Origin of the sequence: Flavobacterium cupriresistens, assembly GCF_020911925.1 — a bacterium.
Classification (GTDB): Bacteria; Bacteroidota; Bacteroidia; order Flavobacteriales; family Flavobacteriaceae; genus Flavobacterium; species Flavobacterium cupriresistens.
On sequence record NZ_CP087134.1, the window covers coordinates 1,512,830 to 1,532,215 of the forward strand.

10 protein-coding genes are annotated in these 19,386 nt (G+C 36.9%); 4 read left to right on the forward strand and 6 right to left on the reverse strand.

Annotation, left to right across the window (positions count from 1 at the left end; genetic code table 11):
* Positions 1–146 precede the first annotated feature (146 nt).
* The 6 genes from LNP23_RS06860 to LNP23_RS06885 form a co-directional block, all read right to left on the reverse strand.
* A complete protein-coding gene (locus LNP23_RS06860; RefSeq protein WP_230004378.1) occupies positions 147–2,009 on the reverse strand; it encodes a glycoside hydrolase family 13 protein in 1,863 nt (620 codons plus the stop codon).
* Positions 2,010–2,164: 155 nt separating this feature from the next.
* Positions 2,165–4,279, reverse strand: coding sequence for a glycoside hydrolase family 97 protein (locus LNP23_RS06865; protein WP_230004379.1), 2,115 nt, complete (start codon positions 4,277–4,279; stop codon positions 2,165–2,167).
* A gap of 25 nt (positions 4,280–4,304) precedes the next feature.
* Positions 4,305–6,608: a glycoside hydrolase family 65 protein gene (locus tag LNP23_RS06870; RefSeq protein WP_230004380.1), complete on the reverse strand. Its 2,304-nt coding sequence runs from the start codon at positions 6,606–6,608 to the stop codon at positions 4,305–4,307.
* Between the two features lie 238 nt (positions 6,609–6,846).
* On the reverse strand, positions 6,847–7,506 hold the full coding sequence (gene pgmB, locus LNP23_RS06875; protein ID WP_230004381.1) for a beta-phosphoglucomutase: 660 nt from the start codon (positions 7,504–7,506) through the stop codon (positions 6,847–6,849).
* Entirely contained in the window at positions 7,499–9,016 is a 1,518-nt protein-coding gene (locus LNP23_RS06880) for an MFS transporter (protein WP_047777803.1), read from the reverse strand. The genes pgmB and LNP23_RS06880 overlap by 8 nt, the downstream gene beginning before the upstream one ends.
* A gap of 180 nt (positions 9,017–9,196) precedes the next feature.
* Entirely contained in the window at positions 9,197–10,228 is a 1,032-nt protein-coding gene (locus LNP23_RS06885; protein ID WP_230004382.1) for a LacI family DNA-binding transcriptional regulator, read from the reverse strand.
* Positions 10,229–10,464: 236 nt separating this feature from the next.
* Here LNP23_RS06885 and LNP23_RS06890 point away from each other — a divergent pair, with 236 nt between their 5' ends.
* The 4 genes from LNP23_RS06890 (at position 10,465) to LNP23_RS06905 (ending at position 19,152) form a co-directional block, all read left to right on the forward strand.
* Positions 10,465–13,440 carry a SusC/RagA family TonB-linked outer membrane protein gene (locus LNP23_RS06890; protein WP_230004383.1) on the forward strand — a complete coding sequence of 992 codons (2,976 nt, stop codon included), beginning with the start codon at positions 10,465–10,467 and terminating at the stop codon, positions 13,438–13,440.
* Positions 13,441–13,476: 36 nt separating this feature from the next.
* On the forward strand, positions 13,477–15,084 hold the full coding sequence (locus LNP23_RS06895; RefSeq protein WP_230004384.1) for a RagB/SusD family nutrient uptake outer membrane protein: 1,608 nt from the start codon (positions 13,477–13,479) through the stop codon (positions 15,082–15,084).
* Positions 15,085–15,104: 20 nt separating this feature from the next.
* A complete protein-coding gene (locus tag LNP23_RS06900; protein ID WP_230004385.1) occupies positions 15,105–16,202 on the forward strand; it encodes a SusE domain-containing protein in 1,098 nt (365 codons plus the stop codon).
* 82 nt (positions 16,203–16,284) lie between these two features.
* Positions 16,285–19,152: an alpha-amylase family glycosyl hydrolase gene (locus tag LNP23_RS06905; RefSeq protein WP_230004386.1), complete on the forward strand. Its 2,868-nt coding sequence runs from the start codon at positions 16,285–16,287 to the stop codon at positions 19,150–19,152.
* Positions 19,153–19,386 lie beyond the last annotated feature (234 nt).

Genomic DNA, 19,386 nt, shown 5'->3' on the forward strand with positions numbered 1-19,386 from the left:
TAAAGAGTAAATTAAGATCAGCCTAATCTGCTAAATCTGCGTGCAAAAGAAAATCTTTGCGAACCTTATGTCTAATTTTTTAAACGCAAAGTAAAGACAAGGGGCGCAAAGTTTTTTTTCTTTGCGCCCCTTGCAGTTAATTTTTCCTAGTTCAATTCTAAAACAACAGCCGATTTAGGCTCTAAAGTAATTTCAGTAGTTAAATCAAATGTTTTTTCGGTAATAACATCTTTTCCGGACTTATAGTTTTTGATGTTTTCTTTAAAACGATCGGTTTTAATAGTCTGTGGTTTCGCATTGTTATTAAAAACAACCATCACCGTTTTAGTATCTGTATATCTAAAGTAAACATAGCTATTATTCTCCGGAATATAATGGGTCATTTTTCCGAAATGAACGGCCTCATTCAATTTTCTCCAGTTGAATAATTTAGAGGTAAAATCGAAATATTGTGCCTGCAGTTCTGTTCTTCCTTCTTTGGTAAAAGCATTGTTTTTGTCACCAATCCACCCACCCGGGAAGTCCTGACGAATGCCACCATCACCTTTGCTTTTATCACCACCCATTCCGATTTCTGAGCCGTAATACAATTGTGGAATTCCACGAACGGTAGCCAGTAGTGTCATGACCAATTTGTATTTTGCCACATCATATTTGTAACCATCATTGATACGGTTGGTGTCGTGGTTTTCGGCGAAAACCAAAATATTATTCGGGTTTGGGTACAGGTAATCTAAAGCAAAATTGTTGTAGAATTTGATCATTCCATTGTCCCAGGTTGCTTCATCTTCATTAAAAGCCGAACCAATCTGATCCTGTAACGTAAAATCCATTACACTTGGTAAATTCGAATTGTAGTTTTGAATAGCCCCAATTTTACTGTCTTTTTGCCAATAGGCCAATTGCGCCTGATTGTGCATCCAGATTTCGCCCACAATATTAAAGTTTGGATATTCATCGGTAACCGATTTTGCCCAATTTGCCATAGCCGTTGGATCAGAATAATTGTAAGTATCTACTCTGAATCCGTCCAGATTGGCGTATTCAATCCACCAGATGGCATTTTGAGTCAGGTATTTTGCTACTAATGGATTTCTTAAATTCAAATCGGGCATAGAAGGAACAAACCATCCGTCAAGACAGATTTCTTTGTCCGTTTTTGAAGCATGAATGTCGGTGATTACTTCACGACGGTGATGTGTTTGTGCATAATTATCGATTCTGTTGAACCATGATTTTGTTGGTAAATCCTGCATCATCCAGTGGGTGATTCCCCAGTGATTGGTTACATAATCCATCACCAGTTTCATATTTCTTTTATGCATTTCGGCAGCTAAACGAACGTAATCTTCATTGGTTCCGTAACGGGGATCTATTTTGTAAACATCAGATTGAGCGTAGGTATGATACGAATGTTGTTTGTCATTGTCTTCGTTTAAAGGGGTATTCCAGATTGTAGTTGCTCCCAGAGAAGCGATGTAATCTAAGTTTTTGATGATTCCTTCGATATCTCCACCATGGCGTCCACTTGGATCTTTGCGGTTCTCTTTATCCGTTAAAGAAGCATTACTGTCGTTTTTAGGATTTCCGTTGGCAAAACGATCGGGCATGATTAGGTAGATCATGTCAGAGGCATCGTAGCTTTTTCTGTCGGCTGAATTGGCTCTTCTTTCTTTAAGGGAATATTTTTGGGTAAAAGCGACTTTGTTTTTCATTTTAAAAGAAAAAATCAATTCAGAAGCTTTGAGGTTTTGTGTGTCGATGGTAAGGAAAACGTAGTTCGGGTTTTCTGTTTTTTCTACATTTTTAATGACAACATTGTTTGAAACGGAAGCTTCGTATTGTGCAATATTTTTGCCGTAGAACATAATCTGTAGTTCCGGATTTTTCATTCCTGCGTACCAAAAAGGCGGTTCTACTTTTTGAATCTGTGCTTTCGCGGAAGCAGAGAATAAGAGAACAAGTAGCGTTATTCTATGGATCGATTGGCTTATTTTTTTAATGCTCATAATTTATAAGTTTTTTTGTTTTGTCCATTCGAGCGAAGTCGAGAACTATTGCTGCATCTCGACTTCGCTCGATGTGACAAAATTAGATGTGACAGAAAAGGGATTCTAAAAAAAAAAGACAAGTAATTCTGGGGGAAATCACTTGTCTTTAGAAATTATTTAGTTTCGATAATGCTAATGGCATAACCTCCACCGGGAGCAGACAACTGCGATAATTTTGATTTGCTTGTTACACTAATTTTTTTGATTGTGTAAGCTTGCGGGTTTGTTTTGTAATGTGCGTCTTTTGCATCAGCATAAATTGTAGCGGTATATTTTTTACCTTTTTCAAGGAAGCTGAAATCAATGTTGGATGTACGAGACGTTTCACCGTTTACATTTCCAACGAACCAGTTGTTTGTTCCTTTTGCTTTACGGGCAACGGTAATAAAATCTCCCGGTTCAGCTTCAATATATTTACTTTCAGACCAATCTACCGCAACATCTTTGATGAATTGGAAAGCATCAGGGAAACGATCATAGTTTTCCGGAGTATCTGCTGCCATTTGCAACGGGCTGTACATGGTAACATACAAAGCCAATTGATTGGCGATGGTGCTGTTTACATGAGATTTGTTGTCCGGATTCATTTTGCTGATATCCATTTCGAAGATTCCCGGCGTGTAATCCATTGGACCGCCAATTAAACGTGTAAAAGGTAAAACGGTAACGTGATTGGGTTTAGAACCTCCAAAAGCTTGGTATTCTGTTCCTCTTGCGGCTTCGTTTCCAATTAAGTTCGGGTAAGTTCTGCAAATTCCGGTTGGACGAACTGCTTCGTGCGCATTGACCATAATTTTATAATCAGCTGCTTTTTCGATAGCATATTGATAGTGGTTGACAATCCATTGATCGTAATGGTTTTCACCACGAGGTAAAATGTCTCCAACGTAACCGCTTTTTACAGCATCGTAACCGTTGTCTTTCATGAATTGATACGCTTTGTCCATATGGCGCTCATAGTTACGAACAGATCCTGAAGTCTCATGGTGCATGATAATTTTCACCCCTTTAGATTTGGCATATTCGTGTAAACCTTTCACATCAAAATCCGGATAAGGCGTTACAAAGTCAAAAACATAATCTTTAGAATGACCAAACCAGTCTTCCCAGCCTTCATTCCAACCTTCAACCAAAACAGCGTCGAAACCATTTTTAGCAGCAAAATCAATGTATTTTTTTACGTTGGCATTAGTCGCTCCATGTGTACCGTTTGGTTTTGCTTTTGAAAAATCAGAAACACCCAATTGTACTGTTGGGAAGTCGTTGGTGTACGACCAAGAACTTTTACCTGTAATCATTTCCCACCAAACTCCTATATATTTTACGGGTTTAATCCATGAAGTATCATCAATTTTGGAAGGATCATTTAAGTTCAAAGTCATTTTTGAAGCTAAGATTTCTCTCGCATCATCGCTTACCATAATTGTTCTCCATGGAGAATGACTTGGTGCTTGCATATAACCTTTATCGCCCTTTGCATCCGGAGTTAACCAAGATTCGAAAATCATGTTTTTATCATCCAGATTCAAATGCATACACGAATAATTAATCAAAGCCGCTTCGTGTAAATTGATGTAGATTCCATCATTTGTTTTTAGCATCAATGAAGTTTGTACACCAGTTGGCGAAAATGATTTTTGCGAAACATTTGCGGTATACGCTTTTTCAGACAGACCTCTGATTTCAGACAATTTCGATTTGGTGTAATCGTATTCCTGAGTATCGTAATCCCCTGGAATCCAAAAAGCAGTGTGGTCACCCGCCATTGCAAATTGAGTTCTCTCTTCTTTAATGATAAAGTAAGTAAGGTTTTTTTGCGTTGGGAATTCATAACGGAATCCTAAACCATCATCAAATAAACGGAAACGAATCACGATTTGACGGTCTGTTCCTTTTTGATTTAAAGTAACAGCCAATTCATTGTAATGATTTCTAATCTGATCTACTTCTCCCCAAACCGGTTTCCAGTTTTCGTCAAAAGTGGTTGCTTTGGAATCCGCAATTGTAAAATCGTTCAACAAAGATTTTTGGTCCCCTTTCAGTTCAAGTCCAAGTTTACTGGTTTTTACAACTTCTTTATTTTTGTACTTTAAATTATAAGTTGGCGTTCCGTCATTTTGAAGCGAAAATTCCATTACAAATTTTCCTTCGGGTGATTTTAATTGTTGCGCTTGGGCTACTGTGCTAAATGCAAACAGTAGGAAACTTGCAAGAAATAATTTCTTCATGATTTTAAGTTTAAAATTTTCGACTTTAATTGATTTGAGCCATTTTGCTTATCGTTAGTGGTTTGTCATTCACTATAATAGTTAAATCCTGATCACCATCTACCGTAAATATAGTTTCAATATGATTTACAGCGACTTTCACAATTCGATTTCTAAAGTTTATTTTAAAGGAATAACCGTCCCATTCTTTTGGAATTTTGGGTGAAAAATGAAGCTGGTCTTCGATCACACGCATGCCACCAAAACCTTCTACAATACTCATCCAGGTTCCGGCCATTGAGGTAATATGACAACCTTCCTCCACTTCTTTGTTATAATCATCCAGATCTAAACGGGAAGTTCTTAAATAGAACGTATAAGCCATATCCATTTTATCCAAAGCAGCTGCCTGAATGGAATGTACACATGGCGAAAGCGAACTTTCATGAACGGTAAACGATTCGTAAAACTCAAAATTACGTTTTAATTCTTCTTTAGAGAAATGATTTTCAAAGAAGTAGAAACACTGTAAAACATCTGCCTGTTTAATGTAAGGCGAACGTAAAACACGATCCCAAGACCATTTTTGATTGATCGGTCTTTGCGAACGATCCAAATCTTTTACAGGAACTAAATCTTTGTCCAAAAAGCCGTCTTGCTGTAAATAAAGCCCTAGTTCTTCTGAAATCGGGAAGTACATATTGTCCGCTACTTTTTTCCACTCCTGAATTTCAGCAGCAGAAAGCGTTACTTTTTCAAGGATGCGTTTGTGATCAGCAGGATATTCAACAGCTACTTTTTTGATTTGTTCTTCAGCATAATCAATACACCATTTTGCAATATAATTGGTATAGAAATTATTGTTGATGTTGTTTTCGTACTCATTTGGACCTGTAACGCCCAAAATCACATATTGGTTTTTGTCTTTAGAGAAAGAAGCTCTCTGGTGCCAAAAACGCGCAATTCCGATTAAAACTTCTAATCCTTTTTCGGGAATATAAGAGTAATCTCCGGTGTAACGATAGTAGTTGAAAATAGCAAAAGCGATCGCACCATTTCTGTGAATTTCTTCGTGTGTGATCTCCCATTCGTTATGACATTCTTCGCCATTCATAGTCACCATCGGGTAAAGAGCAGCGCCATTTTTGAAGCCTAAATTGTCTTTCGCATTTTCAATCGCTTTGTCTAATTGATTGAAACGATAGGTCAATAAATTACGGGCCACCTGTTGGTCTTTGGTCGCCATGTAAAACGGAATGCAATATGCCTCCGTATCCCAATAGGTAGATCCGCCGTATTTTTCGCCCGTGAAACCTTTTGGCCCAATGTTTAATCGACTGTCTTTTCCTAAATAAGTTTGGTTTAATTGAAAGATATTAAAGCGAATTCCTTGCTGTGCTTTGACATCGCCATCGATCGTAATATCTGACATTTCCCAGATTTTACTCCAAGCCTCCTTCTGATTTTGAAGCAGGGTATTGTATCCTAAACTTAAAGCCGCTTTAATACATTTTTCGGCAGCCGTTAAAGTATTTTCATGATTTAAAGAAACCGTATACCCTCCAATTTTCTGAATAGAGGAAGTTTGTCCTTTTGCAATAATAGTCCCATAGGTATATTGCACTTTATCTGCAGTTGAGTCGATTATTGAAGGCGAAATATTTACATTTTCACCATTTGCAAAAATCGTATTGTGCATGAAAGTCGTAACTTTAAAATGCGTTTTAAAAGTCTGTGCCGTTACAAAAGCTTCATTGGTACCTTTTTTTACCTCCAATGGTTCCCAGAATTTTTCATCCCAGTTCGCATCTTCATTGGTTACTCCGGCATCGATATAAGGTTTGTAAACGATTTTGGCATCTTTATTCAGCGGTGTAATATCGTATTTGATAACTCCTGCTTCATCCAAATCTAAAGAAAGAAAACGACGAACGTTTACAGCGATTTCAGTTCCGTTTTTCAGAACCGCTTCAAAAGAACGGTTGTACCATCCTTCTTGCATGTTCAGTTCTCTGCGAAAGTTTCTTACCTCCGTACAATGGTGTAAGTCCAGGTTTTCTTCGTTGATTTCAATGTCAATTCCGATCCAATTGGGTGCATTTAATACTTTTGCAAAATATTTTGGATATCCATTTTTCCACCAACCCACTTTGGTTTTGTCCGGATAATAAATTCCTGCGATATAACTTCCCTGAAAAGTTTCACCGGAATAGGTTTCTTCAAAATTGGCACGCTGTCCCATAGCACCGTTTCCGATACTAAAAAGGCTTTCTGAGGATTTTACGCTGCCGGCATCAAATCCTTCTTCTATGATGGACCAATTGTCTGGTTTTATATAATCTTGATTCATTTTGATAATTTGATAATTTGGCAATTCGATAATGCGTCAATTAGAAAATGAGATAATTCGATAATGTGTCAATTGAGATAATTAACTTTTCTAATTTGTTATCTTTTGAATTGCGGTTGTTGTACGTTTTTTTTAATTTGATATTGTGCCAATGTGAAAATTCGATAATGTGTCAATTTGCCAATTAGATAATTCGAGTTTCTAAAAAATTATCTAATTTTCTAATTGACCAATTCTCTCATTGACTAATTAGTTTCTCAATAAAGCTCTGGTCGATTTCGGTGAAATCATTAAAAATATAATCGGCTTCGTGTAAAACTGTTTTCTCACCAATTCCAACACTTACCATTTCGGCTCTGTTTGCGGCTTGAATTCCGGCAACAGAATCTTCGAATACAATGGCATTTTTTGGGTCAATGTTTAGTAATTGCGCCGCTTTTAAGAAAACTTCCGGATCGGGTTTTGCATTGGTAACGTCGTTCCCGTCAACAATAACATCGAAGTAAGAGAGGATCCCTGTTTTTTCTAAAATTGGTCTTGCATTTTTACTGGCTGAACCCAAAGCAATTCCTTGGTTTTTATCTTTTAAAAGTTGTAATGTTTTAAAAACTCCCGGAAGAATTTCGCTGGCATCCATGTCAACTAAATAAGATAAGTAATCTTCATTTTTTTGAATTAACCATTTGTCTTTGTCTTCCTGTGAAGCCTGAACATTTCCTAATTCAAGTATGATATCTAGAGAACGAATACGACTTACGCCTTTTAGCAACTCGTTGTCTTCGTGTGTAAAATTTATATGTAATGCCTGAGCGATTTTCTGCCAGGCTAAAAAATGATATTTGGCCGTGTCGACGATCACGCCGTCAAGGTCGAATACGAATGCTTTTCTGTTATTCATGAATTTCAATTTTAGTTCTGTTATTTACCCTTAGCGTGAGCAAGCCAGCAAAAATCATGGATACTCCGCCGATGATTAAAGCGTAAATAGGTTCATTGTGGAAGAATTGTTTGATGACAAATCCCAATATCGTAGCCGCTACAATTTGCGGAATTACCACAAAGAAGTTGAATACCCCCATGTAATACCCCATTTTTGCTGCCGGTAAAGCACCGGATAACATGGCATAAGGCATGGATAAAATACTAGCCCACGCTATTCCAATACCCAACATTGGCAGAATAAGAAGTTGTTTATCGCCTATGAAATAAATTGAAATTAAACCAACACCTCCCGCGCATAATGCTAGTAAATGTGTTGCTCTGATCCCTACTTTTTTGGCAATAACCGGTAATAGGAAAGCAACTGCGGCGGCGATTCCGTTATAAACAGTAAACAGTACAGAAACCCAGTCGGCAGCATCGTTGTATACTTTTGAAGTAGTGTCTGTTGTGCCAAAAATATGTTGTGTAACGGCTTGTGTGGTATAGATCCACATGGAGAAAAGGGCAAACCAAGAGAAAAACTGTACCCATGCTAATTTTTTCATTGTAGCAGGCATGTTCAGTAAATCGGTCATTATAATCGTAAAACCATTGTTAACTTTCGAAGTTCTTAATCGGGAGGCTATCATAAATAAAACACCCATGAAAATTAATCCGATAAAAAGAATGTATAGTTCTTTGGCTAAAGAATTTTCGAAGATCAAGAAAGAGGTCAACGTACCAACTACCGCTAGCAGTACGCCCAAAGTAAGCTGTTTTTTTATGTTATCATCAGAGTCGGTTCTCGGATTGATGATTTCTTCTTTGTCTTTTTTAGCTTGTTCTTCAAAAGCATGAAGTTCTTCGGGGGTGTATTCTGTTGTTTTGAAAACCGTCCATAAAACAGAAAGCAAAAAAACGATTCCACCAATGTAAAACGACCATTTTACAGAATCAGGAATAATCCCTTCCGCAGCGGTATTGCTAACACCAAAAACATTGGTAAAAAGATAAGGCAAAACTGAACCTACAACAGCTCCGGTACCGATAAAGAAACTCTGCATCGCAAAACCTAAAGTGCGTTGTTTTTCCGGTAAATTATCACCAACAAAGGCACGAAAAGGTTCCATCGAAACGTTGATCGAGGCATCCATTATCCACAAAGTTCCGGCAGCAATCCATAAAGTCGGAGAGTTGGGCATAATGAATAAAGCCACAGAGGATAGAATCGCACCAATTAAAAAATAGGGACGGCGTCTGCCTAATTTGGTCCATGTTCTGTCGCTAAAATATCCAATTACAGGTTGAATGATCAGACCGGAAACAGGAGCGGCAATCCATAAGATTGGAATTTCGTCAATTTTAGCACCAAGGGTTTCAAAAATTCTAGAAGTATTTGCGTTTTGCAGTGCAAAACCAAACTGTATTCCCAAGAAACCGAAACTCATGTTCCAAATTTCCCAGAAACTTAATTTACGCTTTTCCATTATCGTAATTAAAGAATTAATTAGACGATAAGCGCTTTGCTTATCAAAACTTACTTATTTTTTCGAAGTAAAAGTAAAAGCTTTGAGCGGAGGTAAAAGTATTAATTATTTTTAGATATATGCTAATAAAAAAGTCATAAATATTTTTTATGACTTTGGAAAGGGTTGATTTTAAGAAATTTAGTCCGTAGATTCTCTTTTTATAAGATGGGTTTCGATGACTTCTGTAGTGTAGTTTTCATCTTCTTCTTCGTCATCATCATGTTCGGCTTCCAGCCTTTCTATAAGCATTTTAGCAGCTTTGTTTCCCATTTTTTCTCCACTTTGACTTACGGTCGTAATACTTGGAGTTGAATATTTGGAGATAATTCCATCGGTAAAAGCAATTACGGCAAGATCTTCGGGAACTTTAAGTCCCATTTTATGAGCTGTTTTGATAATTGTTACGGCAAAAAGTTCATTTACGGCAAAAACAGCATCAAAAGCTCTGTCGTGCAGAAGTTGACTAATGGTGATTTCGCAAGTATCTACATCTTCAATTTTAATGATTAAGTCTTCGTTAAAAGGCAATTCGTTGTCTAACAATGCTTTTTCGTAGCCATCCGTTCTTAATTTACCAACACTTACATAGTCGACAGTAGTAACCAAGGCTATTTTTTTACGGCCATTATCAATCAGACTTTGTACCGCTTCGTATGCAGCAGCCTTGTCGTCGATGATTACTTTGTCGCATAAAATGTCGTTGGTAACGCGGTCAAACATTACAACGGGCATGCCTTGATTGATGACTTCGGTAATGTGGTGAAAGTCGCCTTTAAACTGGGTTTCTTTAGAGAGTGACATGATAAAACCGTCGATACTTCCGTTGGCCAGCATTTCCATGTTTAAGACCTCTTTATCAAACGAATCATCCGATAAACAAATGACCACACTATACCCATTTTCGTTGGCTACCTGCTCAATTCCATTGATCACGGTAGAGAAAAAATAATGTACAATTTCCGGAATGATAATACCGATACTTTTGGTTTTTCGATTTTTTAAACTAAGGGCGATATTGTTGGGCTTATAGTTGTAAAACTTGGCAAAAGCCTGGACTTTCGATCGTGTTTCTTCGCCAATTTCAAGGCTGTTTCGCAGTGATTTCGAAACAGTTGAGATGGAGACATCGAGTTCTTTTGCGATTTGTTTCAGGGTTATTTTGCGTTTCATATAGTAATTTGAGAAAAATCTAATTGTTAATAAAGGTATCTAATATTTTTATAATTGATAATTTTTGACCTAAAAGATTACAAAAAATAGAAAGTTTTCAACACTACCACGTTTTCGTAGCGGTCTGAAAATCGTAACTCGTTGAGCATGTTAATTAATTCCTAATTTTGAGATTCGAAGTAAAATTAAAAACTTAACTAACAATCAAAAACTCAAAACTAATTTAAACAAAAAGTATGAAAACAATTTATAAAAAGTTGTTATTTTTATTCCTTTTACTACCTTTTAGTGTGTTGGCTCAGAACACATTAAATGGCGTTGTAAAGGATCTGGCTACAGGACAGCCGATTCCGGGAGTAAACGTAAATGTACAAGGTGCTCCGGGCGGAGCAGCAACAGATTTTGATGGTAAATTTCAGCTGTCTAATGTGAAAAACGGCGACAAAATTCTGGTTTCATTTATTGGATATAAGACGTCAACGATAGCCTTTAACGGACAAAAAACATTAACAGTTTCTCTTGAAGAAGATACCAATCAACTTAAGGAAGTTGTGGTACAAGTAGGTTACGGAACTGTTAAGAAAAAGGATGCGACGGGTTCTGTATCACAAATCTCTTCTAAAGAATTTAACAAAGGTATCAACGTAACTCCGGAAAGTCTTATTAGCGGTCGTATCTCGGGTGTAAATGTTGTTGGCGGCGGTGCTCCGGGTGCTAAAGCAGACATCAGAATTCGTGGAGGATCTTCCTTAACAGCGTCTAATGAGCCGTTAATTGTTTTGGATGGACTTCCTTTAAGTAATGCAGTTCCTAGTGGTGCAACTAGTATTTTATCTACTATTGACCCAAATGATATTGAGTCTTTTACCGTTTTAAAAGATGCATCTGCGGCGGCAATCTACGGATCCAGAGCAGCAAATGGTGTAATTGTAATTACGACCAAAAAAGGTACTAAAGGTGGAGTAAAAGTTAATTTTAACTCGCAAATTGGTGTAAATACCGTGGCTAATACAGTTGATGTGTTAAGTGCAGACCAATTCCGTAATTTAGTTAACACAAAAGGAAGCGATGCCCAAAAAGCGTTAATGGGCACTGCAAGTACAGACTGGCAGAAAGAAATTTTTCATACAGCCTTAACAACAAACAACAATATCTCTGTAAGCGGTGCTTTATTTAATAAATTGCCGGTGCGTTTATCTGTCGGTAATGTAGATAATCCTGGAATCCTAAGAAACACTTCTTTTGAAAGAACTACGACATCGATATCGTTAAATCCTGTTTTGTTTGATAATCACCTGAAAATTGATATTAGCGGAAATATAGCCTTTGGTAAAAATCAATTTCAGGACGAAGCTGCCATTATTGGTGGCGCAATAGGATTTGATCCAACACAACCGGTTTATGAGGCAGGATCTCGTTATGGAGGTTACTTTGAATGGTTGGAGCCTAACGGAAATTTACCATTATTGCCTTCAAGAAATCCGGTTGCGAGATTAAATCTGGAAGATAAAAGAGCAACTTCTACCAGAAAATGGGGGAATGTAAGGGTAGATTATAAATTTCATTTCTTCGAAGATTTAAGAATTATTGCTGAAGCAGGTATTGATAGATTTGACAGTAATGGGTACAACAGACAAAGTACACAAAGTGCTTTAGGGTTTCAACCAAATGCTTTTAGTTCAGGAAATTGGGTAAATTTAGGAAACTACAATAGTTACACTAATAATCTTCAAAACAAGAACTTAAATACGTACTTTAATTATACTAAAGATCTGGGGAAATTTAAAATTGATGCCACTGCGGGGTATAACTACCAATTGTTTCAAAAACAGAAATACGAATCGGGAGAAACTACACAACCAACCCGTAATGAGTTAACAACAGTTGATCCGGATGTTAATTTACAATCTTATTTTGGTCGTTTGACTTTAAATTATGACAGTCGTTATCTTTTGACATTGAATTACAGAAGAGATGGTACTTCACGTTTTTCTAAAGAAAACAGATGGGGAAATTTTGGAGGAGCAGCTTTTGCATGGAATCTTGCTGAAGAATCATTCTTAAAAGATAATGAAACTTTGTCTAGTTTAAAATTAAGAGTTGGTTACGGGACAACGGGACAACAAGACATTACGGCTCAGTATGATTATTTAAGAAGAGTTACACTTGGTACGATTAATTCTCAGTATATTTTTGGAAACACTATTTATAAAACAGCCAGACCAGAAGGGTATAATGAGGATATCAAATGGGAAGAATTAGCAGAGATGAATCTTGGGGTTGATTTTGGATTCTTAAATGACAGAATTACCGGTACAATAAACTACTTTGATAAAAAATCAAGTGATTTATTAGCAGACGTTGTGGTTCCTGATGGTGCAAATATCAGAAATAACGGAACTTATAATGTTGGAAGTCTAAGGACTAAAGGACTTGAATTTAGTGTTCAATCTGACATTATTAAAGGTGATAAATTGAACTGGAATGTGGCTTTTAATGCAACTTATATTGATAGAAAAATCACAGGTTTAGGAGTTTCTGTTCCAGGTTTTTACGGATACTTAACTGGAGATAATATCGCTGGTGGTGGAGGAAATAAAATTGAGGTTAACTCTGTAGGCTATGCGCCGGAAGCTTTTTTAGTATACGAACAATTGTACGATGCTAATAAAAGACCAATTGCAGGAGCATATGTAGATAGAAACCAAGACGGTAAAATTGATGATGGAGATCGATATAGATTTCATAAACCAGCAGCAGATTATACATTTGGATTGTTTTCGACTTTGAACTACGGAAAATTCGATCTTACAATGAACTGGAGAGCTAGTTTAGGAAATTACATTTTTGATAATGTGAGTTCTAACTTAGGATATTCAGATGCAGGTTTAAGAAGACAAACTGACTTATCTAATGTGAGTACAGATTATCTAAATACAGGATTTACTTTTGAAGATAATGGTACATCTCGTTACCTGTCTGATTACTATATAAAAGATGCTTCTTTTATTAAGTTAGATAACGTTACTCTGGGGTATACTTTTGATAAGACTATTATAAAATCAGCAAGTTTAAGATTTACTGCCGGTGTTCAGAATGTTTTTGTACTTACAAAATATGATGGTTTAGATCCTGAGAAATTTAACGGAATTGATAACAATGTTTACCCAAGAGCCAGAACATTCTTGTTTGGGGTAAATGCAAGTTTCTAATCGCGTACTGAAAAATAAAATTTAAAAAGAAACAAAATGAAAATATCATTTAAATATATATCTTATTTTTTCCTATTCATCTTAGGATTAAATCTGACGCTTACTTCGTGTACGGGCGACTTAGATGTGACGCCACGTGATAAAAACGAATTTTTATCTGAGACCTTTTTTCAGGACCCATCTTCATACAAACAAGTATTAGCAAAATTATACGCGGGTTTATATGTAGGAGGTAATGATGGAGATGGTAAACCGGATATTGCAGGACTTGGAGGAGATTTTAGTAGTTATTTAAGATTACTTTTTGTAACACAAGAACTTCCTACCGACGAAGCAATTATTGCTTGGGCTGATGGTACTTTACCAACTTTGAATACACAAACCTGGTCACCAGCAAATGAATTCTTAGCCGGAGCATTTTCAAGATCCTTCTATGAAATTAGTGTGGCGAATGAGTTTTTAAGACAAAGTACAGAAGAAAAACTTAATGCCAGAGGTGTTGATGCAAACTTAAAAGCTGACATCGCTACTTTTAGAGCTGAAGCTCGTTTTTTAAGAGCATTTTCATACTATAATTTAATGGATTTGTTTGGAAACGTGCCTATTACAACAGAAGCAGATCCTGTTGGACTTTTTTATCCGGTACAAAAAACAAGAGCAGAAGTTTTTGCTTTTGTTGAAGCTGAATTGAAAGACTTAGATAACAGTTTAGCTGCTTCAAAAACTAATGAATATGGTAGAGTGGATAAAACAGCTGCTAAATTTTTATTGGCACAAATTTATTTAAACTCAAAAGTATATACAGGTGTAGATAGAAATAACGAAGCTGCAGTATTATGTAATGAGATCATTGCTTCTTCAGGATACACATTTGCAAATGTTCCTTATCGTTATTTGTTCTCTGCAGATAATAATAGAAATGGTGCGCAAAGTGAGTTTATTTTCCCTGTTGTGAGTGATGGTAATGCTATTAGAGCTATAGGTGGAGGAATGAGTTTTATAATTCACGCTTCTATCGGAGGTAGTATGGATGCTGCGAATCAAGGTATGGATGGTGGATGGTTTGGTACCAGAGCCCGTAAAGAATTTGTGGAACTTTTCCCTGACGCAACTGCAACAGGAGATAAGAGAGGTACATTCTATACAGATGGACAATCATTAGACATCAACAATGTAGGAACTTTTACAGATGGTTATGCAGTAACAAAGTTCATTAACATTAATTCTGACGGATCAAAAGCACAAAGACCTGATGTTCCGGATACGGATTTCCCAATGTACAGACTGTCTGACGTTTATTTAATGTATGCAGAAGCTACAGTAAGAGGAGCAGCTGCAGGTAATTTAGCGACTGCAGTAGGTTACATAAACCAAATTAGAGGCAGAGCTGGAGCTACACTCGTCTCTACCGGAGATTTGACGCTTGATTTTATTCTGGCAGAAAGAGGACGCGAACTGTTTTGGGAATGCCACAGAAGAACCGACTTAATTCGTTTTGGTAAATTTAGCGGATCATCTAAAGTTTGGCAATGGAAAGGCGGAGTTATGGCTGGTACAGGAACTGATTCCTATAGAGATTTGATGCCTATTCCTGCGAGAAGTATTCTTGCAAATCCAACATTGAAACAAAATCCTGGATACTAACACCTTTATAAAACAGTGAAATGAAAAATATATATAAAATTTTAATCGCATTTATTGGTGTATTGGCGGTGTCATGTAATGCTGATGCTGTTGACAATCGACCAATTGTTGATGCTGTTTCGACACCCGAAATAACGGCGCCTGCAACAGGAATAGAATTTATTTTAGATGCAGATGACGCATCAAAAGAAGCAGCTAAATTTACTTGGTCTAAAGCAGCATATTCTGCCCCCGTAGTAGTAAGTTATAAGTTGTTAATTGATAAAAAAGGAGGCGATTTTGCAAAAGCAATTACTCTTGAAACAACTAGTAATATTACTGAGGTTTCAGTCCTCGTTAAAGATTTAAATCAGGCAGCAATAGATCTTGGTGGGCCACTTGAAGTAGCCTCATTGTTTGATGTAAAAGTTGCTTCTAGTGTTTCCGGTGGAGTTCCTCAGATTTCAAAAACATTAATCACAATTAGTGTAACGCCGTACAGAGGAAAAGTGGCATACAATTTTCAAGATTGGTATTTGGTGGGAGACGCAACAGTTTCAGGCTGGGACAACAACAAAGGAAACCAGATTTTGTTTAGAAGTGGTAAAAGTGCTAACGAATATACCTTTACAGGATTCTTCAAAGCAGGTGCTTTTAAAGCTATAAATACTTTAGGAAGTTGGGCACCAATGTATGGTGGTTCAGATGGCACTTTGGCCTATAGAGGTAAAGATTCTGATCCGGATCCGGCAAGTTTTGCAATTCCAACTGACGGATATTATACCTTTACAATGGATGTGCAAAAATTAACATACAAGTTAACTGCTTACGATGCTTCTGCAGCGAAAACGTACTCAACAGTTGGTATTATTGGAGACAGTACGCCAAAAGGTTGGGATAACTCAACACCTATGTTGAAATCTGCTTTCAATGGGCATATTTGGAGTTTAGGCATTACTTCTTTAAAAGATGGTGGCCTTAAATTTAGAGCAGAAAATAACTGGGATGTTTCATGGGGAGGATCAACTCCATTCTCAGGAGGAGGTTCAGGTGATAATATACCAGTAGCAGCCTCTAAATATGTTATTTATTTCAATGATTTAGACGGAAGCTATTTGATGATTCCTAATCAGGGATAAAATTTTCCCAAATATTAAAAGGGGCTATCTGCTAGATAGCCCTTTTTTAATCTGACTAACTAACCGAATAACCACAATTATTATGAAAAAAACTTTACTATCAATATTTTTATTGATTGCAGTAACTGCTTTTGCTCAAAATCAAACCGTTACCTACTCAATAAATCCACAAACCTTTGAGGATACTACACCAATTACCATTACGATTAACGGAACCAGTATCAACGAAGGAACCTGGTCGGTGACCGGAAATGCGCTATATCTTTGGTCATGGTCTTATGATGTAAACGATACCAGTCAAATGGACTCTCCGTCTAACGGATCCTGGACCGCATCAAACGAAGCGAGTAAGTTTACCTATAATCCCGGAGCAGATACATACACAAAAACATTTACACCATCTGTATATTTTGGAAGAAACGGAATCGGCAGAATAGGATTTCTAGTCAAAGCAAAAGACGGAAGCGGCAACAAACAATCGCAGGATATTGTGGTCGAAGTTGGTTCTTTTCAGGCCAATCTAACCGCGCCAATTGAAAACAGCACGACCATTATTACCTCAGGAGCTAACTTCAATATTACAGCTACAAACACAAATGGTGCCGCAAGTTATACCTTAAAAGCAAACGGAGCAGTTATTAATACAAATGCAAGTACTGCAAATTACTCGTATTCTCATGTTGGGATTACAAACAATCAGAGTTATGAATTAAGTGTCACTCAGGGAACGACTACAATTGTAAAAAAGTTTTCAGCAGTGGTAAATCCCAATACAGTATCGCAGGCAATACCGGCAGGCTTGATTGATGGAATTAATTATAATACGACTGATGCTACTAAAGCAACCTTGGTTTTGGATGCTCCTTTAAAAGATTTTGTTTACGTTGCCGGAAGTTTTAATAACTGGCAGCCAACAGCAGCTTATGCTATGAGAAAAGACCCAACTACGGGTAAATTCTGGTTAGAGTTAACAGGTTTGGTATCGGGAGTAAATAACACCTATCAATACTGGGTGGTGGATGCAACGCCACTGGCCAATTCACCTTCATTGGTAAAAACAGCAGACCCTTATTCTACTTTAGTATTGTCTCCTTTTGATGATCCGTACATTCCTGCTGCTTCTTATCCAAATATGCCGGTTTATCCTGTCGGACAACAATTTGAAGTCACCGTACTTAAAACGGGACAAACGGCTTATCCTTGGCAGGTGACCAATTTTGCAAAACCTGAAAAAGAGAAGTTGGTTGTTTATGAAGTTTTGGTTCGTGATTTTGATGCTAACAAAAGTTATCAGAATTTAATAGATAAAATAGATTATTTCAAAAATCTTAAAATAAACGCCATTGAATTGATGCCCGTAATGGAGTTTGAAGGCAATGAGAGTTGGGGTTATAATACCTCTTTTCATATGGCTTTAGATAAATTCTATGGGACTTCAGATAAATTAAAAGAGCTTATAGATCTCTGTCATCAAAACGGAATTGCGGTTATTCTGGATGTCGCTTTAAACCATGCATTCGGCAGAAATCCAATGGTAAGAATGTGGATGAACGATCCCGATGGAGATGGTTTTGGATCTCCTACTGCCGAGAATCCTTATTTTAATACCGTTGCCAAGCACAGTTATAGTGTAGGGGAAGATTTTAACCATCAATCCCTTAAAACCCAATACTATGTTGATCGCGTGATCAAACAATGGATTGAAGAATACAAAATTGACGGCTTCCGTTGGGATTTAACCAAAGGATTTACACAAGCCTGTACTGCTTCAGATGAATCTTGTACCAATGCGTTCCAGCAGGATCGGGTTGATGTATTGAAAAAATATGCAGATTATTCGTGGAGTCTTGATCCAACACATTATACCATTTTTGAACATTTAGGAACGGATGCTGAGGAGAAAGAGTGGGCGAACTACAGAATTGCCGAAACACCAAGTAAAGGAATTATGATGTGGGGTAAAATGACAGATCCATACAACGAACTGTCTATGGGATATACCAGTAATATTTCAAGAATGACAAGTGCAAGTCGCGGTTTTCAGGCAAATCGCCTGATGGGATATGCAGAAAGTCATGATGAGGAACGTTTGATGTATAAAAATATCCAATACGGAAATTCAAATGGAACTTATAATGTAAAAACATTGAATACCGCTTTGTCAAGAATGTCAGCCATTGGAGCAGTTTCTTTATTAGTTCCGGGGCCAAAAATGATTTGGCATTTTGGAGAACTAGGCTGGGACGAATCAATTTTTACGTGTAACAACGGTACTGTAAATGATTCCTCACCAACTATACCGGGAGATTGTAAATTAGATACGAAACCGCAACCTCAGTGGGTAGAGAACTGGTTGGGGGATTCAAACAGAGATAAAATTTACAACGATTGGGCAAAGATGATTACGCTTAAAACAACGGAACCTGTTTTTTTGGGAACACCTACAATTGCTGACGGAAATTCGTTAAGTGTAAATATAAAAATCACCAATAGCAGTTTGGCTTCAACACAATTAAAAGATATTTTAATTATTGCCAATTTTGACGTTACCACACAAAACGTTGTAACCGGTTTTCAATATACAGGAACCTGGTACAACTTAATGGACAATACAACGATTAATGTTACGGATGCTGCTGCTCCAATCAGTTTACCGGCGGGAGAATACCGAATTTACGGTAATAAACAAGCAAGTTTGGCAATCGAAGATTTTGAAAAAGGAAACACGGTAAGTCTGTACCCAAATCCGGTTTCAGATTATTTTACTTTAAATGTAACCACAACTAAAGTTCAGATCTACTCGATTTCCGGACAGTTGGTGAAAAGTTTTGCTACCAATGGAAAATCAGATTTTCAATTTACAGTAAGTGATCTGAAAACAGGATTGTATTTGGTTAAAGCAAGTGATGAGAATAACAAAGTGCAAGTGATGAAATTCATCAAAAAATAATGATTTGTTAGTTTTAGTATGGTAAAAGGGCTGTCTGATAAGAGACAGCCTTTTTCGTTTTCATTTACCGGCAGACTGTATTTTTTAACACATAGAGCTATAGTTAACAAGGCCTGAAAGATGTTTTTGCTTAAAAAGATTCTGTATAAAAAACACGATTTTTTTTGAAGCGTTTTAAAATTGTCAATTCTAAATCCCTATGTGTTAAATCATATTCCTCCGAATTACACCCAA

Coding starts and splice junctions, on each gene's coding strand:
- LNP23_RS06860 (WP_230004378.1), bottom strand. CDS start 2,009: ATGAGCATTAAAAAAATAAGCCAATCGATCCATAGAATAACGCTACTT.
- LNP23_RS06865 (WP_230004379.1), bottom strand. CDS start 4,279: ATGAAGAAATTATTTCTTGCAAGTTTCCTACTGTTTGCATTTAGCACA.
- LNP23_RS06870 (WP_230004380.1), bottom strand. CDS start 6,608: ATGAATCAAGATTATATAAAACCAGACAATTGGTCCATCATAGAAGAA.
- pgmB (WP_230004381.1), bottom strand. CDS start 7,506: ATGAATAACAGAAAAGCATTCGTATTCGACCTTGACGGCGTGATCGTC.
- LNP23_RS06880 (WP_047777803.1), bottom strand. CDS start 9,016: ATGGAAAAGCGTAAATTAAGTTTCTGGGAAATTTGGAACATGAGTTTC.
- LNP23_RS06885 (WP_230004382.1), bottom strand. CDS start 10,228: ATGAAACGCAAAATAACCCTGAAACAAATCGCAAAAGAACTCGATGTC.
- LNP23_RS06890 (WP_230004383.1), top strand. CDS start 10,465: ATGAAAACAATTTATAAAAAGTTGTTATTTTTATTCCTTTTACTACCT.
- LNP23_RS06895 (WP_230004384.1), top strand. CDS start 13,477: ATGAAAATATCATTTAAATATATATCTTATTTTTTCCTATTCATCTTA.
- LNP23_RS06900 (WP_230004385.1), top strand. CDS start 15,105: ATGAAAAATATATATAAAATTTTAATCGCATTTATTGGTGTATTGGCG.
- LNP23_RS06905 (WP_230004386.1), top strand. CDS start 16,285: ATGAAAAAAACTTTACTATCAATATTTTTATTGATTGCAGTAACTGCT.